Origin of the sequence: Leadbetterella sp. DM7 (assembly GCF_040829825.2) — a bacterium.
Lineage (GTDB): Bacteria > Bacteroidota > Bacteroidia > Cytophagales > Spirosomataceae > Leadbetterella.
On the sequence record NZ_JBFOLH020000015.1, the window covers coordinates 37,179 to 61,779 of the forward strand.

Annotated in this window: 23 protein-coding genes; 15 read left to right on the forward strand and 8 right to left on the reverse strand. The window is 48.4% G+C overall.

The window, feature by feature from the left end:
• Nucleotides 1-3 precede the first annotated feature (3 nt).
• The 4 genes from AB2U10_RS15330 (at nucleotide 4) to AB2U10_RS15345 (ending at nucleotide 6,458) form a co-directional block, all read left to right on the forward strand.
• On the forward strand, nucleotides 4-858 hold the full coding sequence (locus AB2U10_RS15330; RefSeq protein WP_367915757.1) for a DUF1735 domain-containing protein: 855 nt from the start codon (nucleotides 4-6) through the stop codon (nucleotides 856-858).
• A gap of 293 nt (nucleotides 859-1,151) precedes the next feature.
• On the forward strand, nucleotides 1,152-4,307 hold the full coding sequence (locus AB2U10_RS15335; protein WP_367915756.1) for a SusC/RagA family TonB-linked outer membrane protein: 3,156 nt from the start codon (nucleotides 1,152-1,154) through the stop codon (nucleotides 4,305-4,307).
• A 21-nt stretch (nucleotides 4,308-4,328) separates the two neighbouring features.
• Entirely contained in the window at nucleotides 4,329-5,765 is a 1,437-nt protein-coding gene (locus AB2U10_RS15340) for a RagB/SusD family nutrient uptake outer membrane protein (protein WP_367915755.1), read from the forward strand.
• Between the two features lie 51 nt (nucleotides 5,766-5,816).
• Nucleotides 5,817-6,458, forward strand: a complete 642-nt coding sequence (locus AB2U10_RS15345) for a hypothetical protein (RefSeq protein ID WP_367915754.1) — start codon at nucleotides 5,817-5,819, stop codon at nucleotides 6,456-6,458.
• Between the two features lie 13 nt (nucleotides 6,459-6,471).
• On the opposite strand, the gene AB2U10_RS15350 is transcribed toward AB2U10_RS15345, so the two are convergent.
• The gene (locus AB2U10_RS15350) at nucleotides 6,472-7,698 is read right to left on the reverse strand and encodes a M16 family metallopeptidase (RefSeq protein ID WP_367915753.1); all 1,227 of its coding nucleotides are present in this window, start codon (nucleotides 7,696-7,698) and stop codon (nucleotides 6,472-6,474) included.
• A gap of 13 nt (nucleotides 7,699-7,711) precedes the next feature.
• On the opposite strand from AB2U10_RS15350, the gene AB2U10_RS15355 reads away from it, so the two are divergent.
• Together AB2U10_RS15355 and AB2U10_RS15360 are read left to right on the forward strand one after the other, a co-directional pair.
• Complete coding sequence (locus tag AB2U10_RS15355; protein WP_367915752.1) at nucleotides 7,712-8,560, forward strand: N-acetylglucosamine kinase; 849 nt, start codon at nucleotides 7,712-7,714, stop codon at nucleotides 8,558-8,560.
• Between the two features lie 196 nt (nucleotides 8,561-8,756).
• Nucleotides 8,757-9,074 carry a DUF983 domain-containing protein gene (locus tag AB2U10_RS15360; RefSeq protein WP_367915751.1) on the forward strand — a complete coding sequence of 106 codons (318 nt, stop codon included), beginning with the start codon at nucleotides 8,757-8,759 and terminating at the stop codon, nucleotides 9,072-9,074.
• Between the two features lie 62 nt (nucleotides 9,075-9,136).
• On the opposite strand, the gene rpsJ is transcribed toward AB2U10_RS15360, so the two are convergent.
• A complete protein-coding gene (gene rpsJ, locus AB2U10_RS15365; RefSeq protein ID WP_013410027.1) occupies nucleotides 9,137-9,442 on the reverse strand; it encodes a 30S ribosomal protein S10 in 306 nt (101 codons plus the stop codon).
• Between the two features lie 109 nt (nucleotides 9,443-9,551).
• Between rpsJ and ispE the strand changes: the two genes are divergently transcribed.
• The 6 genes from ispE (at nucleotide 9,552) to AB2U10_RS15395 (ending at nucleotide 13,717) form a co-directional block, all read left to right on the forward strand.
• On the forward strand, nucleotides 9,552-10,373 hold the full coding sequence (ispE, locus tag AB2U10_RS15370; RefSeq protein WP_367915750.1) for a 4-(cytidine 5'-diphospho)-2-C-methyl-D-erythritol kinase: 822 nt from the start codon (nucleotides 9,552-9,554) through the stop codon (nucleotides 10,371-10,373).
• Between the two features lie 13 nt (nucleotides 10,374-10,386).
• Nucleotides 10,387-10,713 carry a nucleotide pyrophosphohydrolase gene (locus AB2U10_RS15375; protein WP_367915749.1) on the forward strand — a complete coding sequence of 109 codons (327 nt, stop codon included), beginning with the start codon at nucleotides 10,387-10,389 and terminating at the stop codon, nucleotides 10,711-10,713.
• Nucleotides 10,710-11,537, forward strand: coding sequence for a hypothetical protein (locus tag AB2U10_RS15380; RefSeq protein ID WP_367915748.1), 828 nt, complete (start codon nucleotides 10,710-10,712; stop codon nucleotides 11,535-11,537). Before AB2U10_RS15375 ends, AB2U10_RS15380 begins: the two co-directional genes overlap by 4 nt.
• 42 nt (nucleotides 11,538-11,579) lie before the next feature.
• Nucleotides 11,580-12,101 (forward strand): DUF2480 family protein, encoded by a 522-nt coding sequence (locus tag AB2U10_RS15385; RefSeq protein ID WP_367915747.1) that lies wholly within the window; start codon nucleotides 11,580-11,582, stop codon nucleotides 12,099-12,101.
• On the forward strand, nucleotides 12,094-12,759 hold the full coding sequence (pnuC, locus tag AB2U10_RS15390; protein WP_367915746.1) for a nicotinamide riboside transporter PnuC: 666 nt from the start codon (nucleotides 12,094-12,096) through the stop codon (nucleotides 12,757-12,759). Before AB2U10_RS15385 ends, pnuC begins: the two co-directional genes overlap by 8 nt.
• A gap of 82 nt (nucleotides 12,760-12,841) precedes the next feature.
• Complete coding sequence (locus AB2U10_RS15395) at nucleotides 12,842-13,717, forward strand: cupin-like domain-containing protein (RefSeq protein WP_367915745.1); 876 nt, start codon at nucleotides 12,842-12,844, stop codon at nucleotides 13,715-13,717.
• A 94-nt stretch (nucleotides 13,718-13,811) separates the two neighbouring features.
• Here AB2U10_RS15395 and AB2U10_RS15400 read toward each other — a convergent pair whose 3' ends face one another.
• From AB2U10_RS15400 to AB2U10_RS15420, 5 genes are all read right to left on the reverse strand, one after another.
• Nucleotides 13,812-14,780 carry a glycosyltransferase gene (locus AB2U10_RS15400; protein ID WP_367915744.1) on the reverse strand — a complete coding sequence of 323 codons (969 nt, stop codon included), beginning with the start codon at nucleotides 14,778-14,780 and terminating at the stop codon, nucleotides 13,812-13,814.
• Nucleotides 14,781-14,894: 114 nt separating this feature from the next.
• Nucleotides 14,895-16,289, reverse strand: coding sequence for a phosphoglucosamine mutase (gene glmM, locus AB2U10_RS15405; RefSeq protein ID WP_367915743.1), 1,395 nt, complete (start codon nucleotides 16,287-16,289; stop codon nucleotides 14,895-14,897).
• A 60-nt stretch (nucleotides 16,290-16,349) separates the two neighbouring features.
• Nucleotides 16,350-17,198, reverse strand: coding sequence for a transglutaminase family protein (locus AB2U10_RS15410; RefSeq protein WP_367915742.1), 849 nt, complete (start codon nucleotides 17,196-17,198; stop codon nucleotides 16,350-16,352).
• On the reverse strand, nucleotides 17,195-17,923 hold the full coding sequence (locus AB2U10_RS15415; protein ID WP_367915741.1) for a proteasome-type protease: 729 nt from the start codon (nucleotides 17,921-17,923) through the stop codon (nucleotides 17,195-17,197). Before AB2U10_RS15415 ends, AB2U10_RS15410 begins: the two co-directional genes overlap by 4 nt.
• A 40-nt stretch (nucleotides 17,924-17,963) precedes the next feature.
• Entirely contained in the window at nucleotides 17,964-18,941 is a 978-nt protein-coding gene (locus AB2U10_RS15420; protein ID WP_367915740.1) for an alpha-E domain-containing protein, read from the reverse strand.
• A 180-nt stretch (nucleotides 18,942-19,121) separates the two neighbouring features.
• Here AB2U10_RS15420 and upp point away from each other — a divergent pair, with 180 nt between their 5' ends.
• Nucleotides 19,122-19,763: a uracil phosphoribosyltransferase gene (upp, locus tag AB2U10_RS15425; protein WP_367915739.1), complete on the forward strand. Its 642-nt coding sequence runs from the start codon at nucleotides 19,122-19,124 to the stop codon at nucleotides 19,761-19,763.
• 34 nt (nucleotides 19,764-19,797) lie between these two features.
• Nucleotides 19,798-21,051 (forward strand): MFS transporter, encoded by a 1,254-nt coding sequence (locus tag AB2U10_RS15430; protein WP_367915738.1) that lies wholly within the window; start codon nucleotides 19,798-19,800, stop codon nucleotides 21,049-21,051.
• On the opposite strand, the gene AB2U10_RS15435 is transcribed toward AB2U10_RS15430, so the two are convergent.
• Complete coding sequence (locus AB2U10_RS15435; RefSeq protein ID WP_367915737.1) at nucleotides 21,036-22,292, reverse strand: sterol desaturase family protein; 1,257 nt, start codon at nucleotides 22,290-22,292, stop codon at nucleotides 21,036-21,038. The genes AB2U10_RS15430 and AB2U10_RS15435 overlap by 16 nt on opposite strands.
• A 181-nt stretch (nucleotides 22,293-22,473) precedes the next feature.
• Here AB2U10_RS15435 and AB2U10_RS15440 point away from each other — a divergent pair, with 181 nt between their 5' ends.
• Nucleotides 22,474-24,546 (forward strand): fibronectin type III domain-containing protein, encoded by a 2,073-nt coding sequence (locus AB2U10_RS15440; protein WP_367915736.1) that lies wholly within the window; start codon nucleotides 22,474-22,476, stop codon nucleotides 24,544-24,546.
• The last annotated feature ends 55 nt before the right edge of the window (nucleotides 24,547-24,601 follow it).

A 24,601-nucleotide genomic window follows, 5' to 3' on the forward strand; every position in this document is an offset into this window, starting at 1 on the left:
AAGATGAAAAAATATAGTATCCTATTATTTGCTATCCCGTTTCTCTTTACATCTTGTATTAAAGATGACCTGGTTAAGCTGACAGACCAGGGAAGTACTTTACTGGTAGCATCAGGTGGCGCAGAGAAAGAATTGTTCTACAATGCTTTTACAGACGTTAAAAAGATTCCTCTTTTTGACATTCACCGGAATGTACCGAGCAATGCTGTGCTGAATACAGCCACTACCGTTAAGCTGAAGGCTGCTCCTGAATACCTGGAAGCCTACAATGAAGAGAACGAAACCGACTACGAATGGTTGCCTTCGGAAATCTTCACCTTTGCTGCCGTATCCGGTGTTACCATTTCAGGTGATGAAATTACGCTGAACTATTCCCCGGGAGACTTTGCCAAAGAGATTTCCGTGAACCTGGACGGTGCCAAGTGGGATCTTGCCCATAAATATGCCATGGCCTACAGGATCTCTGACCCGGGCAATGCCAAGATCTCTGACGGGAACAATGTAGTGATTACGTTTATTTCTGCCAAGAATGTGTATGACGGGGTCTACAGGTATCAGACCTCTGAAAATACCTCCCTGATTCCTGATCAGGACGTTGAAGTGCAGTTGTTGACCGTAAGCCCTACAAAAGTGAAGCTGTATCCCGGCTTATTGGGTTACTACGGTAACGAGGTATTGTATAACATAGACCCTGCCACAAATATGGTTACGGTTGAATGTCCAAGCTTAGGAGTGCAGGAGCCTCAGGATACCCGTAGCAAATGGGATCCGGATACCAAAACTATGACTGTATTCTGGAAACAGGGTAACGGTGGACGTACGTTTGAGGAAGTCTTTACCTATATCAAACCAAGGTAAGCGGTTTTGCACGGTCTTATGAAAAAAGGTGACGGATATCCGTCACCTTTTTTCATAAATTACGTCTGCTTATCCCACTCCAAGCAAGCAGTTTATCCAAAAAATTCCTCCGGAAGCAATTAAAAAAATTCACGCAAAACGCCTCAAAACGCTGCAAAACCTTGTTTTGACAAAATTTGTTATGCTATTCATTATTAATGAAAGAAATTTAATCTGCATAACTTGCAAAATACCCAATATTCGTCTTTATATTTACAGAATTGAAATCATTCTATTACGTTAATAACAATTTTATGAAGAAAAATGTACTCTTGCTTTTATCGGTACTGCTTTGGGGAATCAGCTCCTCATTTGCCCAGTCAAAAGCTGTTACCGGTCAGATCACATCTGCAGAAGATGGTTCTTCACTCCCGGGTGTATCAGTAATGGTCAAAGGTTCCACCAAGGGTACCCAGACCAATGCGGATGGAAAATACAGGCTTGAAAATGTATCTTCAGGCGATATCCTGGTTTTCACTTTCGTAGGGTTTAACCCGGTGGAAGAAACCGTAGGCTCAAGAAGCATCATTAACCTGGCCCTGTCTGCTTCCGAGTCTATGCTGGATCAATTGGTGGTAGTAGGTTATGGTACGCAGAAGCGCCAGGAATTTACCGGATCGGCCTCTACCATTAAAGGAAGCACCATTGCAGAAAGACCTGTACAAAGCTTTGTTCAGGGCCTTACCGGCCAGGCTTCCGGGGTAAACATTATCCAGCCGAACGGTCTCCTGAACAACCCTCCCGTGATCCGCGTAAGAGGTCTTAGCTCGCTGTCCCTGAGCTCCTTCCCCCTGATCGTGGTAGACGGTATTCCGATCTCTACCGGAGACGTTTCCTCCAATGCCTCTGCCAACAACCCGCTGGGCGATATCAACCCGGCCGATATTGAATCCATTGACGTACTTAAAGATGCTGCTTCTGCCGCTATTTACGGTTCAAGAGCTGCCGCCGGTGTGCTTTTGATCACTACCAAAAAAGGGAAAGCCGGTAAAGCCAAATTCTCCCTTGATACATGGGCGGGTGTCAGCAATGCGGTACGCTTACCGGATGTGCTGAATGCGCAGCAATACATGGATCACAAAAATGCCGCGATAGCCAATGCGCTGCAGTTCAACCCGAATGCCGTATCGGCATCTCAAAGAAATGAGAAAAACCAGAGTTTCCTGCCTAATTACGATGCCAACGGTAACCTGATCGATACCGACTGGTATGACGTAGTATACAGAACCGGTTTCTCACAAAACTACAACGCCACCCTGCAGGGAGGATCAGAGAAAACAACCTATTACTTCTCTGCCGGATATACCAACCAGGACGGTTTCCTTAAGGCAAACAACTTCCAGCGGAAATCGGGCCGGTTAAACCTTTCTCATGAGGCTACCCGCTGGTTGAAGTTAAATATGAACATTAACTACATTAACTCCCTGAACAACGCGCCTAACAGCGGTTCTTACACGGGAGGTGCATTTGCTACTTCCGGTCTGGGAAGGATTGCCGTGGCCCAGGTACCTAACCTCCCGGCTTACACCGCCGACGGTTCATATAACCTGGAAAACAATACGGTGGGCAGAATGAATAACCTGCTGCCTGCACAGTTCCCTAACCCGGCCGTTCTGGTTGACCTTGATAAAAACTCGTCTGAAACAGCCCGGTTCTTTACCAACCTGGGTGCCGATATCAGGCTGATGGAAGGACTGAACTTCAAGACCTCCTACTCTTGGGATAACCGGAATACCGAAAACGCCCAATTCTGGAACCCTTATAGCGGTGACGGCTGGTCATACGAAGGCTTTGCCTATAACCAGAACATAAAATCAGCAAACTGGAACTGGATCAATACCCTGTCGTACAGCAAGACGCTTGCCGAAAAGCATAACCTTAACCTGGTAGTGGGTAGCGATGCCCAGAGAACCCGTACTACCTCATGGGGGATCAACCGCCAGACCCTGGCCGATTATTTCTTTGATAACATCCAGGGGAACTACGGAACCAACCTCGCAGCAGGAAACGGTATATCGCAAATTTCATTCCTGGCCTACCTGGCAAGCCTTAACTACAATTTTGGCGGCAAGTATTTCATAAGCGCTAACTTCAGAAGAGACGGTAACTCGCAGCTCTCTGCCGCCAACCGCTGGGGTAACTTTGGCGGAGCATCTGCCGGATGGACCGTATCAGAAGAAGAATTCTTTAAAAACTCCGGGCTGGCTAACACCGTATCCAACCTGAGAATCAAAGCCAGCTGGGGTAAAGTAGGTAACGGTAACATGCCTAACGCCTACGGTTCATTCTCCCTGTTCAGCTCAGGTATTTACGGCGACGTGCCCCTGCTCCGTTACTCACAGGCAGGTAACAGCAACCTGAAATGGGAAACCAGTGAGCAAACCAACATTGGTCTGGATCTGGGCTTGTTTAACGACAAAATCAATATCGAAGCCAACTACTACAACAAGGATATCAACAACATGATCCTTGCGGTTCAGCAGGCACCTTCCAAAGGTATTCCGGGTAACGAGATCCTGGCTAACGTAGGCTCTATGTATAACCGCGGTATTGAATTGTCTATCTCTGCTACACCGGTAAGCAAAGGAAACTTCTCATGGCATACCACGCTGAACTTCTCAACCAACAAAAACATGGTGACCGCACTGGTGACCGATGACAGCCAGCTGCTGCAAACTACCTCAAGTCTGGAATTATCCAGCATTACCAAGGTAGGGTATTCGGCTGCGCAGATCTATGGTGTGAAAACAGCGGGTGTTAACCCTGAAAACGGAAGAAGAATTTTCCTTACAAAAGACGGAAAGCAGGTACAATATCAGCACCTGGGCGGAGCCAATGCCTGGACCTACCTCGACGGAACCCCAACTACTTCTGTAGCATCTCAGCTGCAGATCCTGGGTGGAACCATCCCTACATGGTACGGTGGCTTTAACAACAGCTTTGCCTACAAAAACTTTGACCTGGCCCTGAACTTCACCTACTCCGGTGGTAACTACATCTATAACGGTTCAAGAGCCGGTCTTTTAGACCAAAGGGTATGGAACAACTCTGTTGATGTGTTGAATTCATGGAAAACTCCCGGACAGGTAACCGATATCCCAAGAGCCATTTACGGGGATAATGTGTCTAACGGTTCGGCATTCCTGATTGACGCCAACGTAGAAAAAGGTGACTTCCTGAGATTACAGAATGTTACCCTGGGCTACAAGCTTCCCGCTCTATTCGGAAATTCAGGCATATCCAACCTCCGGGTTTACGGACAGGTCAACAATGCGTTCCTGATCACGAAATACACAGGTGTTGACCCTGAAATCTCTACCAACGGTAACAACAACCTTTCTTCCGGTGTAGAAAGAAACTCTATTCCTCAGGGAAGACAATTCACATTTGGTTTAAATATTGGTTTTTAATTGTTTAAGATTCTATTACATATGAAAAATATATCAAAGAGAGCAGGCATACTAACACTTGTTTTGGGGATCAGCTTATCCTCATGCAAAGACAGCTTCCTGGAAGCCATACCTGAGACCAGCCTTTCAGATGCAACGGTTTTTGCTACGCCTGACCGGATATTATCGCAGGTGAACGGGTTGTACGGATCGGCCAAAAACGGTTCACTTTACGGAGGAAGATACCAGATTTATAACGATATCCGTGCCGAAGAATTCATTAACCGGACTACCAACACCGTAACGGGATATACTACCTACCAGGGCAACCAGGACCCTTCCGATACTTATATCGCCAGCTTCTGGACCCGGGGATATCTGACCATCAACATGGCCAACCTGCTCCTGGAAGGATTGGATGCCAATCCGGGGGTTGTCAGCGATCAGCTGGCTACCAACTACAGGGGAGAAGCCAAATTTGTACGGGCCTTAACCTATTTCGGACTGGTTCAGTTCTTTGCCAAGCCTTACGCGCTTGACAACGGCGCCTCACCGGGTCTTCCGTTAAGACTTAAGGGAGAAACCACTTCCGACAATAACGACCTGGCCCGGAGCACCGTTGCCCAGATCTACGACCAGATCCTGAAAGACCTGAACGAAGCAGAAGCTGCATTACCGGACAATTACAGTACTCCCGAACTAAGAACTACCCGGGCGCACAAAAATTCGGCGATTGCACTTAAAACCAGGGTTATGCTGGCCAAAAAAGACTACCAGGGCGTGATCACTGAAGCCAACAAGCTGGTTTCAGCTACCGCTCCGTTCAAGTCATCCAACCGGGTAGCCCACGAGCTGCTTGCTGATGTGGTTGCTGTTTTCAGAGCTCCTTATACCACATTGGAAAACATCTTCAGCTTCCCAATGTCGGTGAACGATGCTCCCGGAACCCAGAACCAGATCGGTTACTATTTCAATGCAGGAAACGTGGAATACTTTATCAATACAGGTCCAACCGGTATCTATAGCAATCCGCAGTTCCCGGCTACCGATGCAAGAAAATCCAAGCTGACAGTAGCAACCACATCGGTTTCGGCGAACCCTTCTTCTACCAAATTCAGCGGCGTGTCTCCGTACATTGATTATGTACCTATGATCCGTTATGCAGAAGTGTTACTGAACCTGGCCGAGGCAGAAGCAGAAGCGGGCTCCCTGGTGAGAGCCAGAGCTTTGCTGGATGCCGTTCACCATCGTTCAGATCCGACATACGATTTCGGAACACTTGATAAAGCCGGGCTTATCCAGGCTATTCTTACTGAAAGAAGGATTGAGCTTTTTGCAGAAGGATTCAGATCCAATGATATCCTGAGAAGAGCACAGCCGCTTAACTCCTTTGGTGCCGGCGCGGTGATCCAGCCTACAGACAACAGGTATATATTTGCTATTCCTGTTATAGAAACACAAACCAACAAAGCGTTATAATACAAAACGATAAAGAGGGTATCCCGTAGGGGGTACCCTCTTGCTTTATATATGAAGATCCTGTTTAAAATCACCCTGCTCCTGTTTCTGGCAGGTCATGTAAAAGGCCAGATCGCTATTTCTGCTGATCCGGTTGGCGGCGTACCCCTGCAGGGCTCTCTATATCCCGGCATAAAAGGCTCTCCCTATCTTTACGATGACTGGGAAAAAGGAACGGTAGTGTTAAAATCAGGCGAAACCTGGAAAGACCTGGAGCTCAAAGTGGATATCCACAAAAATACCGTTATTTACAAAGACCCGGAAGGCACACCGAAGCAGATCGTCAAACCAATCTCTCACGTTAACTTTAACGACAAGCCCTCTCCCCTGCTGATCATGCAGAACGGCGTTTACCTGCAGCTGTCAGGCGGAAAAATATTTTTCCTGAAGAAGCTGACCAAGATCACCGTTGAAAACAAAGATTATGCTACTTCAAGCACCGAAAAATCGTTTGTAATCAACACCTCCCATTACCTGATCACCCAGCAGCTGGGCCTCAAAAAAATAAAGCTTTCGCAGTCCGATATAGAGAAAACATTGCCTGAATTCCGGAAAGAAATAAAAGACTTCACACAAACCTCAGGGCACAGCAAATTGAAAAGCGAAGAAGACTTTATTGCTCTTTTCAATCGTATCAATACCCCCGGAGATTAATCCGGCAATCGGCTTACCGGTATACTAACCGGCTGAGCTCACGTTCATCAAACATCTCCTGTGCCAGTTCCTGCAGCCGCGGTGCCTGTATGGTATCAATTTCTGCAAAAATATCGGCCAGCGGTTCCACATAGCCCAGATCCAGTATACTTTTTGCCATCATCAGCATATAGCCCTGCTTGCTTTCTTCGGCCATGGCCAGCTGGCCTTTCAGCTGATCTTTCAGTGTCTTCAGCTGCACATGCCCCAGCGGTTTGGCCTTCAGCAGCTCCAGCTCCCGGCTGATCAGCTTAAACGCCTTTTCCAGGTTACGGGCATCCGTACCAAAGAAAATGGTAAACAACCCGGTATCGGAATAAGACACCAGACCGGCTTCAATCTGGTAAACCAGGCCGTACTTCTCGCGCAGGCTGAGGTTGAACCGGCTGTTCATTCCCGGCCCGCCCAGCAGGTTGACCAAAGCAAAAAAAGGCAGGCGGTCAGGGCTTCCCAGGGCAAAAGAGGGCCGGCCGATAGCCACCTGGGCCTGGTTATTATCTTTTTTCACCACGGCTTCCTTTTTCACGTACTGGCCGGGCTGAATACGTACCCTTGGACTCTTCCGGGCCGGTACATCCTTAAGAAACTTCTCTGCCACCCGGATGGCCCGCTTGAAATCTATATTGCCTACCACCGATAATACGGTCCTTTCCGTATCCAGATTTTCGTAAATAAAACGGTTGAAATCTTCGCGGGTAAAGCCCTTTACACTCTCTTCCGTGCCCAGGATATTCACACCCAGCGCATGGCCCGGAAACACAACGTTGTCAAATTCATCCTGTATGGCATCTTCGGGTGAGTCGAGATACATGGCCATTTCTTCCAGGATCACCCCTCGTTCCAGCTCCAGCTGCTTCTCCGGGAATGTGCTGTTAAAAGCAATATCGGTGAGCAGATCTACAGCCCTGACAAAGTGGTCATCCAGCACCGATGCATAAAAGCAGATCTTTTCTTTGGTGGTATAAGCGTTCAGCTCTCCGCCTACTGACTCGAGGCTATTGATAATGTGATAAGATTTGCGTTTTTTTGTTCCTTTAAACGCCATATGCTCCCAGAAATGGGCCAACCCCGCCTGGTGCGGAAGCTCGTCGCGGCTGCCTATGTCAAACATGATGCCGCAATGCACCACTTGGGTGCCACTGACCTGCTTATGGGCTATCCGTATTCCGTTGGGAAGCGTGTAAATCCGGTATTCAGACATAAATAAATTACATATGTATAATCAAATGATCCTGCTGGCAGAAAGCGGTTCCACCAAAACAGACTGGAGACTTCTGGGAGAAAAGGTATATTCCTTTGAAACCATAGGTCTTAACCCCTATTTTGTTAACAGTGATACAGTAGAAAAAGAATTGCTGCAGCACTTACCTCATGAAACAACATTTACCGTGCGGGAAGTTCATTTTTACGGTACGGGAATCACAGACCCGGTCAAAGGCGGGCTTATAGCACAGGGAATACGCCAGGCGCTGGGTTATCCTGTTCCGGTATATACCTACTCAGACGTGGTGGCCGCTGCCCGGGCACTCTTCGGCGACTCCGAAGGCCTGGCCTGCATCCTGGGCACCGGATCCAACACCTGTTACTGGAACGGCAAGGAGATTGCGTTCCAGGTGCCACCCCTCGGCTTCTGGCTGGGCGATGAGGGTTCAGGCGGACACCTGGGCAAATCGCTTATCCTGGGCTACCTGCACCGCGAAATGCCCGAAAGCCTGCGAAACAAATTTGAAGCGGCCTACGGCTGTAAAGACCGCCTCGAAATTCTCGATCATGCTTATCGCAGGGAACGTCCCAACCAATACTTTGCCGGGTTTTGTCCTTTTCTGCTGGAAAACCGGCACGAACCCTGGTGTCGTGAGCTGATCCGGAACAGCTTCACGCTCTTCTTCGAAAAATACCTTTTAAAATACCCGCAGCTGAAAAATGTTGAAACCGGCTGCGTGGGCTCCATAGCCTGGTATTTCGGTGCTGAGCTTCGGGAAGTAGCAGCCGACTACGGACTGCAGATCGGTAAGCTGATCCGGAAACCCGTTGACGAGCTGACCCTTTACCATCAACCCTGAAAAATACGATAATTTTACATCATTCCGGGCTAAAAGTATAAACCTTTCCCCGTACAAAAACCGTATCTTTGCACCATTAAAAATTTTACTAATGGGTAAGTTGAGTACAGCGCTGAAGGAGAAATGTCCTCGCTGCGCTGAAGGTGATTTATATGTATATACCAACCACCTGCCTTTTTCTAGAAAACCTTTCCAGATGAAAAAATATTGTCCGGAATGCGGTTTAAAATACGAAAAAGAAGTAGGTTATTTTTACGGGTCCATGTTCGTTTCCTATGCGTTGAACGTGGCCCTTTTCGTAGCTATCCTGCTTATTTATCTTTTCCTCTTCAGGGAACACTATGGCTGGGAGTATTTTGCAGTAGTTTATCTTCTGGCTACTTTCCTGCTGACGGGGGTGATCTTCCGCTGGTCAAGATCCCTGTGGCTGGCCGCGCTGGTAAAATCAGAACCCGGGAGAAAAGATGAGAGAAACCTGGAAATCATCAAAACAGAACCCAATATCGGGAAATAAGAAAAGGCCGGTCAGAAATTCTGACCGGCCTTTTCTTTTCAGATTCCTTTATCTCCGTGTAACTACACTTTGATTTCAACATCAACACCTGCAGGAAGCTCCAGCTTCATCAGCGCGTCTACTGTCTTCGGACTGGCCGAGAAAATATCAATAAGTCTTTTGTACGTACTTAATTGAAACTGCTCTCTTGATTTTTTGGAAACGTGAGGAGAACGCAATACCGTAAATTTCTCGATACGGGTAGGAAGCGGAATAGGACCGCTTACTGTAGCACCTGTAGATTTAACCGCTTTAACGATCTTCTCTGCTGAGTTGTCAACCAGGCTATGGTCAAATGATTTCAGCTTAATTCTGATTTTTTGTGACATTTGGTTCTGCTGTTTTTAAGTTGGAAATACCGTATGAAAGAACCATTTACTCCATACAGGGCCACAAAATTAGTTATTATTTTGCTTAATGTAAAAACTTTCCTGATTTTTGAGAAAAACATTCCGAATGCTGGGCTTTTCGAACGCAAAAATCAACCTGGGACTGAATATCATTGAAAAGCGATCCGACGGCTACCACAACATTGAATCGGTCTTTTACCCCGTGGGATGGACCGATATCCTGGAAGTGCTGCCGGCTGAAACCTTTACCTTTACTACTTCAGGGCTGCCGGTACCCGGTGAAGCCGCTCAGAACCTGGTTGTAAAAGCCCGGAACCTGCTCTCTCCCGCACAGGGCAACGTAAAGATCCATCTCCATAAAATACTGCCCATGGGTGCCGGTATCGGCGGAGGCTCTTCCAACGGTGCCTTTGCCCTGAAGCTCATGAATACCGTGCTGAACCTGGGCCTCCCCGCAGAGCAGCTCCTAAACCTGGCAGGAAACCTGGGCAGTGACTGCCCGTTTTTTATCGATAACCGGCCGGCCTTCTGTCACGGCACAGGTACTCAGTTTGAAACCACCGGTCTCAGCCTGAAGGGGAAATTCCTGGTTATGATCAACCCCGGCATCCATATTTCCACCGCTGAAGCCTATGCCGGCATCACACCGCGTAAACCGGCTGTATCGGTAAAAGACCTGGTCATGCAGCCGCTGCCAGAATGGAAAAACCGGCTGGTGAATGACTTTGAAGCTCCCCTCATCACAAAATATCCGCTGATCGGTGAGCTTCGCCAGGCGCTCTATACGCACGGCGCCCTCTATGCCTCCATGACCGGCAGCGGCTCTACCGTGTATGGCATCTGGGAAAAAGAAACAGACCTGAGCCGTTTGTTTGCAGATTATACCTATTGGTCAGGCTATTTAGACTAAAAAAACAAATTGTATGGAAATTCAGGAAGCACAGGAAATCGTTGATGAATGGATAAAGACCGTTGGGGTGCGTTACTTCAATGAGCTGACTAATACAGCCATCCTGATGGAAGAAGTAGGCGAAGTGGCCCGCATTATGGCCCGGAGATACGGCGAGCAATCGGAAAAAGCCTCTGACAAAGACAAAGACCTGGGCGATGAGCTGGCCGACGTGCTGTTTGTGCTCATCTGCCTGGCCAACCAGACCGGTATTGACCTCACGGCCGCTTTTCACAAAAACCTGGAAAAGAAAAACATACGCGATGCCCGGCGGCACCATCAAAACCCTAAGTTAAAATGATACAGGCGCTCTGGAAGAATAAAAAAGTGGTGGTTTTCTATTACCTCCTTTCGCTTCTTTCAGCACTTATAGTGGCTATTCCCTTTTACCGCACCCTGCAGGAAGGCACGGGCTACAGCCTGGCGCCGGAGGCCCTGGTAAAAGATTTCGACTTCATGATCTTTACCGATACCCTGCGCGTACTCTCCGAAAGCCTGCTCCCGTTTATTCCGCAGCTACTTCTCCTGGCGGGTATAACCGCATTGGCCGGTATTTTCTTCTCCGGCGGGGTCATTGATGCCGTCATGAACGATCGCTTCCGGGTTCGCCGCTTTTTTATCTTCAGCGCCAGGTTCCTGAATCGCATGCTGATGCTGGGGATGATCCTGGGTTCGCTTGCCCTCCTTTCCGCATGCATCGCCGTTCTCATCTCGTGGCTGATGATGAAGCTCATTCCCACGCCTGACCACCGTGAGGCTGTTCTTCTGCACGTACCCGCCGTTATTTTCTTCCTGCTCTGCCTGGCAGGCCTTTTCCTTCTCTGGGATTACTCCCGGGTCATCCTGGTAAGCCGCCGGGAAAAAAGTATCTTCAGGGCCTTGGCCGGAGCTTTCCGCCTGCTGAGCCGCTCCCGTCGCCCTCTGCTGTTTTTCCTGTATGTGCTGGCGGCCGGGCTGGCAGGCCGGGGCCTCTATCTCCTGCCTGACCACCTCATCGGCATGACCACTCCCCTGAAGATGATCCTGATGATCATCATCCAGCAGGCATATATCTTTTATCGTGTATTTATCCGTTTGCTGCACATCAGGCTGGCCGGTTCCGTAAAAACCGTAATCCCGATGTAAACCTTCAGTGCCCCGTTTTTGTTATACATCAAAAGACTGACCGTGGAAGATCAAATTATCAATAAAGTAGCGCTGAGCGGGCTTGTTACGCTTGACCTGGAAGAGCATTACCCCGCCGGAGAACGGGTCATATACGATATAAAAGATAATCTCTTTATGGGGCTTATTCTCAAAGAAAAGGACTTCCGCGCTTTTTTGAAAGAACACGACTGGTCGCAGTATACCGGTAAGCATGTAGCCATTACCTGCAGCGAAGAGGCCATTGTGCCGCTATGGGCCTATATGCTGTTGACGGTTTACCTCGAGCCTTACGCCAACACCGTGATTTTCGGTAATGCGGAAGACCTGGAGAAAAAGCTCTTTGATCAGGTGCTCAACACCCTTGACCTGGAACAATACCGCGATGTTCGCGTGGTGGTAAAAGGCTGCAGCGATAAGCAGATCCCTCCTTACGTATATGTAGAGCTTACCCGGCGGCTGAGACCCCTGGTCAAAAGTCTCATGTTTGGCGAACCCTGCAGTACGGTACCCCTTTATAAACAAAAACCACTGAGCCGTGGCTGATTTCTTTAACCTCAAAAGCATCTTTTTTACAGTCTTCGGGTATGAAATGAGCCACCTGGAATTCTGGGCCACACTTACCGGCGGGCTGGCCGTATGGCTTTCCGCCAAAGAAAACGTATGGTCATGGGTGGTAGGCCTCTTTAACGTCAGCCTGGCTTTCATCATGTTTTACCAGGCTCAGCTTTATCCCGACATGTTCCTGCAGGTTTTCTTTTTCATCACCAATATTATCGGGTTCTGGCTCTGGAAATTTCCCCGGGCCGATAAGGCCAATCAAAACAAAGAGCTTCGCATCACCCGGCTTTCAACCGGCAGCTACCTGCTCTTTATGGCTGTAGTGGCAGTGGTCACCCTGCTGTTTGGCTACTTTGCCGGCAACCTGCACGAAATCTTCCCCAACCTTTTCCACCTGCCCAGCGCTTTCCCGTATATCGACTCTTTCATACTTGTGGCCAGTATTGCCACCACTTTCCTGATGATGAACAAAAAAGTGGAAACCTGGTGGATGTGGCTGCTGATTGATATCATCAGCTCTATTCTTTATTACAACAAAGATATAAAGCTGTATGCCCTGCTTTACCTGGTGTTCTGTTTTATCGCTACCTTCGGAGCCATTGACTGGACAAGAAAATACAAAGGCTATGAACTTACAAAATAAGAAATTACATTTGCACCGGACTTATTGCTGCACAAATTTGCTTTTGTGCCCGTAAGGCCTTAATCCATGAAGTTAATTTGAGATGAACAGCTTGAATCTGAAACCCATAGACCGGGTTTCCACCCTGACAAAGGAAGATTTTGTAAAGAACTACTTCATTCCGCAGAAGCCGGTAGTCATAGAACGCCTTACCGGTGACTGGCCGGCCTATGAAAAATGGCATCTGAACTACATCCGCGAAATAGCAGGCGATAAAATGGTACCCATCTATGACGGCCGGCCCATTACGCATAAGCAAAAGGTGAACGAGCCCAACCTGCACATGAAGATGTCGGAATACCTTGATATTATGGAAAAAGGACCTACTCCGTACCGTATCTTCCTCTATAATATCATGAAAGAAGTACCCCAGCTGAAAGAAGACTTCCGCTGGCCTGACATCGGGCTGAACCTGGTAAAGCAGCTGCCCATGCTGTTTTTCGGGGGCGAGAACTCCAAAGTCTTTATGCACTTTGATATCGACTACTCGGATATCCTTCATTTTCACTTCCACGGTAAAAAGCAGTGTATCCTTTTTCACCCGGAGCAGACCCGGTTCCTGTATAAGATTCCGCATGCCCTGATCTCGCACCAGGCCATTGACTTTGACAACCCGGATTTCAACAAATTCCCGGCATTAAAATACGCTGAAGGCCTTATCTGTGAGCTGAACCACGGAGAAATGCTGTACATGCCCGAAGGATACTGGCATTATATGAAATACCTGACGCCCAGCTTCTCCATGAGCCTCCGGGCACTGCCCAAAAAGCCCAAATACCTGGCGCTGGCAGCCTATAACGTGATCATTCAGCGCTATTTTGATAACTTTATGCGGAAAACGCGGGGACAGGCCTGGATGGACGAGAAAAACGAGCGGGCCATTTCCGAAACCCATAAAAACCTGGGCATAGAAGCCTGATACGTTAAGGAAGGGGCCACGCGCCTCTTCCTCCTCATTCAACTACCCAAAACTATCCACTCAGAACTAATCACTCGGAACTAACCACTCAGAACTACTTTATCCACCCCATCTTCCACCTCACCCACCTCGAAGCCTTCATCACCCATGCCGGAACCAGGTGATCGCGGATCACCTCTTTCAGATGCGGGATATCCGGATACATAAGAGATATATAGGTAAAAGCCGTCCTGAGTCGTTTGAAGTACCGGTCTTTCAGCTGCCTGGAATTCAGCAGCAGGTAATACCAGCCGCCCAGGTTCCGTTTGAAAAGAGCATTAAACCGGTAGCCGGTATCCCGGTTCAGGTTAGTATACATCATAATGCGGTTTTCCAGGAATACCGCATCGTCTTTGTGGTCGGTATTGCTGGCACCGGCCGCGTGACGGCGGTAGGCGGCCGTAACATCGGGCAGAAATTTGATCTCGCCGTAACGGGCAGCCAGCATGATCATGGGAATATCCCCGCTCTTGGTTTTGTAAAACCAGGGCTGAACCGGGAAGATCGAGCGCATGGTATAAAAGAGCGTGGCCGTTCCCATAAACCAGATCTCCTTTTCACCGATCAGGTCTTTCAGCTCAAACACATCCTTTTCCAGGTTCCCGTTCAGCAGGTACGGTTCTCCTTCCCCGTCAAAAAATTCTACCCGGGTATTGGTAAAGCAAATGGAAAAATCAGGATTAGCCTCCATGAAGTCGGCCTGCTTCTGCAGCTTATACGGGTCGATCCAGTAGTCATCCCCTTCCAGGGCAGCCATATACTTCCCCCGGCAGTTTTCCAGGATACGGATCGAATTCGGCTGAGGTCCGCCGTTTTTTTCTCCGCGTACCACCCGCACCAGCTCCGGGTAACGGGCGGCATACTCGTCAACAATAGCCGACGTGCCGTCAGTAGAGCAATCATCGCCAATGATGACCTCAAAAGGGAAAGTGGTTTCCTGGGCAATTACGCTCTCTATCGACTGCCGGATAAACTTAACGTGATTGTACGTCAGTAAATGTACACTTACCAATGGATGGGTCATATCTCTTCTTCTTGCCGGAAAATTGCCTGTTGAGTGTGTCTGAAATTCAGCTGTAACCTTTAGCTACCCGGCTTGTTCCTGACGAATGCCGGGTTGCTAAAGGCCGGCAGCTATTTATTTCATTAACTCCTTAATATCCTTGATAATCTTATCCGCCAGGTTCCCGGCTGTAGTTTCGAACTCGCTTTCGGCGTAAATCCGGATGATGGGCTCTGTGTTGGATTTCCTCAGGTGCACCCATTCCTTATCGAAATAAATCTTCACACCGTCGCGGGTATCGATCTCATACTTGGCGTACTTGCCCCGGACTTTTTCCAGGATCAGGTCTACGTCAATACCGTTTTCCAGCTCGATTTTCTTCTTCGCTATAAAGTAAGAAGGGTATTTCTTGCGCAGAAAACCGACCGGCTTATCAAATTTGGCCAGGTGCGACAGGAACAGGGCAATGCCCACCAGGGCATCACGGCCGTAATGAAGTTCCGGGAAAATAATCCCGCCATTGCCTTCACCGCCAATGATGGCCTTTACTTCCTTCATTTTTTCCACTACATTCACCTCACCCACCGCAGCAGAAAAATACTCTCCGCCATGGTGAGCGGTAATATCTTTCAGGGCCATGGAAGAAGAAAGGTTGGAAACGGTGGTATTCTTTTGCTTCTTATTGATGCTTAACACGTAATCTGCCACGGCCACCAGGGTGTATTCTTCACCGAAAGGCTCACCGTCTTCACAGATCAGGGCCAGCCGGTCTACATCCGGGTCTACCACGATTCCCAGGTCATAATCGCCCTTCTTCATTTCCGAAGAAATCTCCCTCAGGTTTTCAGGAAGAGGCTCAGGGTTATGGGCAAAATGCCCGTTAGGCTCACAATTCAGCTCTTTGATCACTTCCACGCCCAGTGCCCGCAGCAATTTCGGAACCGCAAAACCACCCGAAGAGTTAACGGCATCCACCGCTATTTTAAAGCCGGCTTTACGGATAGCCTCCGTATTGACGGATGACAGGGCCAGGATAGCCTCGATGTGCTTATCCAGGTAGGTGGTATCCTCCTCGTATTTTCCCAGTTGCTTTACTTCCACAAAATGGAAATCTTCTCCATCGGCCCGTGCCAGCAGCTGTTCTCCTTCAGCGGCCGAGATAAACTCTCCTTTTTCATTCAGCAGCTTAAGGGCATTCCATTGCACCGGGTTGTGGCTGGCTGTAATAATAATTCCTCCCGCAGCATTTTCCATCGGAACAGCCATCTCTACCGTCGGGGTGGTAGACAGTCCCAGATCCAGCACATCAATGCCCATACCGTTTAAAGTGGCGCACACCAGGTCAGAAACCATCTTTCCGGAAGGCCGTGCATCACGTCCTACCACTACTTTCCTGTTTCCCCCGGCCTTCTCCGGGAGCATCCCGGCAAACGCCGCTGTAAACTTTACTACATCTAAAGGAGTAAGGCCTTCTCCGCTTTTTCCACCTATTGTACCTCTGATACCGGATATTGACTTAATTAATGTCACGAAAGTTTAAATTAAGGGTTCAAAATTAAATAAAAATCTGCTTCGTAATTCATCTTCTTCTTACACTTTTTCCCGAATGGAAACGTAAGTCTCCAATTCTGACTCCACCCCCGGCGTACCCCTGAAGCTGCCCCTCACCGGGCTTACTCCCGAAGGTTCCAGCGAGTTGGCCAGCGCAATGTAATTTTCGTTGACCGATTGCCCTTCGGTAGGATCAAATCCGCGCCAGCCCCCACCCGGCAAAAAAACTTCTACCCAGGCATGAAGATCATGCTCATGCCGGTCGCTGCCAAAAAGATACCCGCTGACAAACCGGGCCACCAACCCGTGCGCATTACACAACGCCATCATCAATACCGAAAAATCACGGCACGAACCACTGCCCAGGCGGAGTGTTTCTTCCGGCTTCATGGCCTCGCCCCGCTCCCTGGATATATAACGAAAATTCTTACTGATATATGTTGCCACACCCGACAGAAAGTCAATCGTACTATATCCCGCCTCTTCTGCCAGCTGCGTGCTGAGCGCCTGCACGGTCGGGTTCACCGGATTTACCGCAAAATAAATATCGGTGTACCTTCCCAGCTTCTCCGGATACCTGAACGGCAAATTAGCGGATTCAAACGGAAAAAAAATGAAATCAAAGGTGTTAAAATTACTACTCTCAATAGTAAATGCGGTTTTTATCTCAAACAGGCGGGTATCGATATTCACAAAGCACACATGCTGGATGTTGCCCTCCTGGTCAATGTTCCTGATCAGCTTGTCGGCCTGGGGTAAAACACTCAGCTCATACGAAAGAAGGCGCTGGTAAGGCGTAAGGTTCGGAGTAAGATAAAAATAATGCGGGTTCAGGTGAACAAACCCGCTGTACCGGTAAATTAACCTGTGCTCAACTTCCAGAATCATACCTGTCTCTTTCTTAATAAAGGATCTATCCAGTCTACCGGCAGCTTCTGCACTGAATTTTTCAGGAGGGCATTCCACTGGTAGGAGATATGCTCCAGGTCCTGCTTCTCGTACATATGCTCCACAATATTGAAGCTGTCTTTCTCGTACAGCAGCACATCGATCGGGAAATCCACATCGTTAGCGCTTACCCGCGTCGAATCAAACGCCAGGAAGCCCAGTTTCAATACCTCGTCAAGCGGTGTAGTGTATTTGATATTCCGGTACAGGATGGGTTTCCCGTACCCTGAATTTCCGATAATGATAAAAGGTGACCCTTCTGAAACCTCTATCCAGTTGCCTTCCGGGTACAGCAGGAACAGCTTGTGCTCCTTATCTTTTTCCAGCTGGCCGCCTACAATGGCAGACAGGTTGAACATCAGCCCGGCCTTCAGCAGAATGGCCTCGTCTTCTTCCCGCACTTTCTTCAGCTTCTGACCAAAAGAATTGACCGCCTGGTAAAGCTTGTCAAAGCCCGAGTCTTCATTTTCAAGCACTTCCTCAAAATAGGTCAGGGCCTTGTCACGAACCGACCGCAGCCCGGCAGTCATGATAAACAGCGAATGGTTCTGTACCTGGTGGATGGAGACCTTCTTTTCGCTGGAAACCTCGCTGCCGGAAGTTATTCTCCTGTCGGCCAATGCTATCAGCCCGTCGGCTGTCTTTACCCCTAGACAAAAAGTCATTTAATCTGTGTTAGTTTTCAACTGCAAATGTAACCGATTTTTAACCCTGGGCCTGCCATCCGATAGTGCCAGGATCAAAATACACTTTATATATCTCCGAATCCACTTCGTTGTTCTTGATCTGGAAATCGTTCAGAAAGCTGTGCAGCCCCGTACCCATGATCTCCGAAGTCTCCGTAAAGTCGATACAGTGATTCAGCTCCGAGATACTTTTTTCTGCCCGGTTGCGGTAGCCGTTCTGCGGCCGCGAGCCTGAAATCCTGTACAGGGCGTATTCGGCTTTTTTGATCGAGTGACAAATGGCCCGCGGGAAATACCGGTCTTTCACCAGGAACTCGATGATATTATCCTGTTTCAGGCTTTTATACTGCTGGCGGTACATGTTAAAGGCGCTCACCGACTTCAGCACGGCAGCCCAGATGAGCAGGTCCTGGGAGTTAACATGCCGGGTATCTGACACGGTTTTGAAATTAAAGTAGCCGATATCCAGGAAACGGGAGGTTTTATCAGCCCTTTCGATAAACTTGCCCATCGTAAAAAAATAATATGCCTCGTTCCGGGTAAGGCAGGCATCAAGCATGCCGGTCAGAAACTGGCACTGCTGCTTGATCCCGTCATAAAACTCCATCATGCTTGCCGTATCATGATGCGAGTTGAAGGTATAATTCTTAAAGCCCAGGTAAAATTTATTGATCGACTCCCAGAACTCTTTGGGCACCACTTCTTTCACCGTCCGCACATTCTCCCGGGCATTTCCCAGCATACTGTAAATCGAATTGGGATTCAGGGAGTCAAACGTGATAAACTCAATGATCTTCTCCTCCGAATCGTCACCGTACAGGGTATCGTATACCTGCCTGTCATGGGTAGCTTCCAGCAATACCTTCCAGTGATCGGTGATCACACCGGGCAGGTCGTACGAAAGGTTAATATTTACGCTCATAAACCGGGCGTAATTCTCTATCCGTTCAATATAACGGCCCATCCAATACACCGAATTGGCAACTCTCGACAGCATGGCATCTTAAGATTCTGCAGAAGGTGTTTTATCTGCCCCCCGCTGAAATTAAATTCTGAAAAAAGCGAATATAGCAAAAGAAATACCACATAAAGATACCTTTATCATTTATCTGTTATCTTTTTGGAAAATAATCTTACAGTTTATTACATTTGTTCAATTTAATTACCCCGAACACCTTTGATACTCTCTGAAAAAAACTCGATTGCCAAAAATTTCCTGGCGGAGATCCGTGATAAAAGGATCCAGAAAGACTCCATGCGCTTCCGGCGTAACCTGGAACGGATGGGCGAGATCTTTGCCTATGAAATTTCCAAAACCATGGATTTTACCCCTATTGAAACAGAAACCGTTTTGGGTGTAAAATCAACCGAAAAAACCATTGATGAGCCGGTGGTTGCCACTGTGCTCCGGGCTTCCCTGCCGCTTTTCCAGGGAGTGATCAACTACTTTGACAAAGCAGAAAGCGCATTTATCGGGGCCTATCGCGGAGCGCACGCTGAGAAAGAAGATTTTGAAGTAGAGCTCGACTATATCACCAGTCCGTCGGTGGAAAACAAAACGCTGATCCTCTGTGATCCCATTCTTGCTACCGGGAAATCGCTGGAGAAAGCCTACCGCAGCCTGACCCGTTACGGGAAGCCCCGGGTTACGCATATCGTTTGTGTTATTGCCAGTGTAGAGGGCATGAACTACATCCGGACCCGCCTGCCCGAATGCCGGCTTTGGGTAGGTGATGTAGACCGGGAGCTGAACGACCGGTTTTATATTGTACCGGGGCTCGGCGACGCCGGCGACCTGGCTTTCGGCTGCAAGCTATAAACTCGGAACTAACCTACTCGGAACTATTATACTTATGAAATCTGAAAAAACAGACCTCCAATACCTGTTCAGCATGCCTGTCATTATTGCTGCGCTGGGCTATTTTGTAGACATATATGACCTTCAGCTGTTCGGCATCGTGCGTATTCCCAGCCTTGAGAGCCTTGGTCTCAGTCCGGCGGAAGTAGACACCGTCGGCGTAAAAATTATCAACTTCCAGATGATCGGCCTTCTCCTGGGCGGTATCCTGTGGGGAGCGCTGGGCGACAAAAAAGGTCGCCTTTCCGTACTTTTCGGCTCTATTATTACCTATTCACTGGCCAACATCGCCTGTGGCTTTATTCCCCATTTCCATTTTATGGACAAGGTGGAAGCCTACAAGTGGCTCCGTTTCATAGCCGGAATAGGCCTGGCCGGAGAGCTGGGGGCCGGCATCACCCTGGTTTCCGAAGTGCTGCCTCCGCGCCTCCGCGCCAAAGGCACCTCACTGGTAGCAGGGGTCGGGCTTTTCGGCGCCGTGGTGGCCAACTATACCGTCCAGTTTTCAGGCCAATGGACCGTGGCCTACCTGGTAGGCGGTGCCATGGGCGTGCTGCTGCTCCTGCTCCGGGTAGGTGTGCTTGAATCCGGTATGTTCAAATCCATGCAGCAAAAAGACGATGTCATCAAAGGAAACTTCTTTGCATTTTTCACCAACCGCGAACGCTTCTTTAAATACCTCAAATGCATAGGAATAGGACTGCCCACCTGGTTTTGTATCGGCATACTGGTTTACCTGAGCAACCAGTTCGGCGAAGCCCTGGGTATTTCTGAAAAAGTGATCCCCGGCATGGCCATCATGTGGGCATATGTGGGCATTTCTGCCGGCGACCTCCTCAGCGGCTTCATCAGCCATTGGATGGAATCCCGGAAAAAGGCCATCGCTTTTATGATGGGAATGTCGTTCCTGGGGGTGCTCTATTACCTTTTCGGCGGGATGAAAAGCGTTACCACCGTATACATCGTATGTGTGTGGCTGGGTTTCTGGACGGGCTACTGGGCCATGTTTGTTACCGTAGGTGCAGAACAGTTCGGTACCAACCTGAGGGCTACAGCCGCCACTACCATTCCGAACATGGTACGGGGTGCCGTAGTGCTTATGACCACCCTGTTTATGTATTTCAAGCCCACCGTAGGCACTATTATGGCAGGAGCCCTCGTAGCAGCCCTCTGCTACGGCTTAGGGTTTTACTCTACCATCACCATTAAAGAAACGCATAACAAAGACCTGAACTACCTGGAAGACTGATCCAGCTCGGTTCTGAAAAACAGCAGCGAAAGCAGCCCGGATAAAACAAAATACCCGGCCAGGATTTCTTTGCCTTCAGGATACCCGGTAAACAGGGACTCCCAGAAAGAAGTATCGTAAAGCATATAAAGACCGAAAGCATTTTTTAACAGCTCAAAAAACAGGAAAGAACGGTTCCTGTCCATAAAATCGGTATACGCATATACGTTCAGGAAGATCAGGAAGCCGAACGTCATCAGGCCGTAAACGTCCAGTACGGCCACATGGCCGAAAAACCATACCAGCATCAGGAGGGTAAACAGGAACTGCAGCCAGATAAAGGTGCGCCCGGCCGGGGAAAACTCAGTACGGTATTTCTCGAAATGATAAGGGTCTTCGATTTTCTGTACAGGATATTTCTCTTCAAACCCTGCCGGCCGCCAGCCGGTAGGCATAAACCAGATGCGCAGCTTGTCTTTTATGTTTTCAGCCCGCCACGCATCGCTGATCAGCAGCGCCAGGTGCTTGAAATTGATTTTCATGGGATTCCACGTGCTCATAGGCCGGGTTACCCCGTAAACGGGTGGAGAAGAGGGCAGCTCTTCCTGGAACGTACCGAACAGCTTATCCCAGAAAATAAAGATCTGCCCGTGATTCTTATCAATATACTCCTTGTTAATGGCGTGATGTACCCGGTGATGGGAAGGAGTTACTATGATCTTTTCCAGGAAACCCATCTTACCGATGTAAACGGTATGGTACCAGAACTGGGCAAACAGGTGCAGCGGTGCCACTACCGCAATTACCTCCGGTTTCACGCCCAGGATAGCCGCAGGAACCAGGAAAAAGGAAAAAATATTAACAAAAACCGAAATGCTCTGCCGCAGGGCACAGGCCAGGTTAAACTCTTCACTGCTGTGATGGATCACATGCCGGTTCCAGAGGAAATTAATGCCGTGCGACAGCCGGTGTACCCAATACCCGGCAAAATCAAGCGCAAAAAAAGCCGTCACATACACCCAGAAGGTAGACCGGATCTCGAAAACAGCCACATGCCGGTAAAACCACTCGTACCCGAGAATGGTCACACTCAGCCCCAATACATCTTTTAATACATTGGTATACCCCGAGCTCAGGCTCGAAATAGTATCCATTGTCCTGAACTCATGCCCGAACTTCAGGTATCCGTACAACTTTTCCGAAAGCACCAGCACCAGGAAAACCGGTGCGGCAATTAACAGGATTTTGGCATAACTCTCCATTATTTACCAGCCATTTTCGCAAAAATAACAATAAACCTTGTCATTCCGGAAATGCCCGCCTCTTAAAATGCATTAATATTTTTATACCGCATCCTCATAAATTTATAAAACTTATTTCGGGAAATATGAAATCCTGTGTAAATTTGTGGTATTATCGATCATTGGAATAAACAAACCCTCCATGAAAAGAACCTTACTACTCATTTCATTAGTTCTGATCTCAGTTTTCACGTATGCACAGGTGAATGTACCTACAAGTGTGAAGGCTCAGCAGGTTGACCTGGAAAATAAAGCACTGATTGAATGGACGGCCCCCACAGGCGGTGCAGTGGCCGGTTATAAAGTTTACTATAACATTAAAGGGGCTACCACTACAGATTCTGTAAGAGTAACCACCACCAATCATACCCTGACAGGCCTGACCGCTGACACGGTTTACGTGATAAAAGTCAGAGCCTTCAAAGTAACTACCAGTCCGGCAGATACTACCTATTCTAACTACACTATTCCAATGAATGTGGTCATTTCCAAGCCGCTGGTGGCACCGGAAATTGCAATAGAGCCTTCTTTCACCACGCCCGACCGCATCACCATGCGCCTCATCGATGCCAACCTGTACGAAACCGGGTTTGAAATCAAGCTGGAGAGCGACGGCCCGGATATTATACTTACCGCCGGTAAAGCTACTCCCGAAATAGTGGTGAACGCCCAGAGCCTGAAGCCCAAAACCAAATACAAGATTACGGCAAGAGCTATCCGGAAAGTAAGCGAAACGGTCACTCATAACGGCCCGTGGTCGGAAGTCAAATATGAAACCACCAAAACCGCCCTGCCTCCTGCTGCCGTAAACTTTAAAAAAGAAGCCGATTGTCCCTACGGTGTTGCATTCACGTGGGACTACTCCGAGCGTTCGGAAGACATCACTTACGTGGTGGTGCAATCGTCATTTGACGGGTGGAACTTTACCAATATCGGTTCAGTACCTGCCAACGAAAAATTCTTCTACTACAGCGGTGCCGAACCGGGGGTAAATTACTTTTACCGGATCAATACCCAGAACAGCACAGGAGAAACCTATTCTGCGCCTTTCCAGATATTTACGCAAGCATACAAAGCCCCTAACCCGCCACAGAATCTCCGGTCAATTGAGAAATATACTGACTTCCTGACCGTAGCATGGGATCCGGGTATTGAAGATAATGTGTGTAAAACCAATATTATTGCCAATACGGAAATCGCTGTCCGTATCAATGGCGAACCCATGAAGGTAGTGGCCAATGTTCCGATCTGGATCAAGAGCTACAAGATTGAAGGCCTGAAACCCAATGATGCCGTAGAGATTTTCTTCAGAAACTATAGCGACAAAGGGCTTTACAATGACCAATGGGTTTCTTTCAGGGATACTACCTACGGCCCGCCTTCTAAACCTCTGCACTTTATTGGCGTTCTGAATAAAAACAATTTCGGTGAGCAGGTGCTTTATCTTTCCTGGGATGACACCGCCGATGAAGCCCAATACTATATTGAACGGTCAACAGACAAAGTAAACTTCACCCTGCTCGCCTTCCTGAAGCAGGATCAGACCCGTCTGCCCGATACCTGGTTACAAGAAGGGGTAGACTATTATTACCGCGTCAAGGCTGAAAACTGGGCCGGATCATCGCCTTATTCCGACATAATCGGACCCTTCAATATCGACTATACCTCCGCTCCCAATGCACCTTACGGGCTCGTAGCCAAGAAAAATGGCAACGGTGTGGACCTGACATGGATAGACGACACCATCAAAGAGAAAGGGTATATAATAGAGAAATCTGTTGACAATGAAAATGCCTATGTACAAATAGGTGAGTTGGGAAGAAATGCCGTTTCTTTCCGCGATGCGAACATTTCAGCCGGGAAAACCTATTTCTACCGGGTGAAAGCATGGAACGACACGTTTGGATCATCACAGTATTCAAAATCAGCGAAAATAGAGATTCCGGCTGCTACCTCCGGTTTTGTCTTTGATGCTACCGTATACCCGAACCCTGTTTCGGAAACACTGAACATCAAAGCCGAAGGTATCAACAGCAATTCCGCGTATCACCTGCGGGTTTTCGATCCCAACAACCAGCTGGTTATTGACAAAGAAATCCGCTTCGGGCAGGAAAACACGGCCAGCGTGGCGATTCGCTCCCTCGCTCCCGGAGCCTACAACCTGGTTCTCTCCAGTGGAAAAGAAAAAGTTTCCAGGAAGATTGTCAAGCTTTGAGATTATCCTCTATAGAAAAGGGCCGGAAGAAATTCCGGCCTTTTTTGTTTAACCG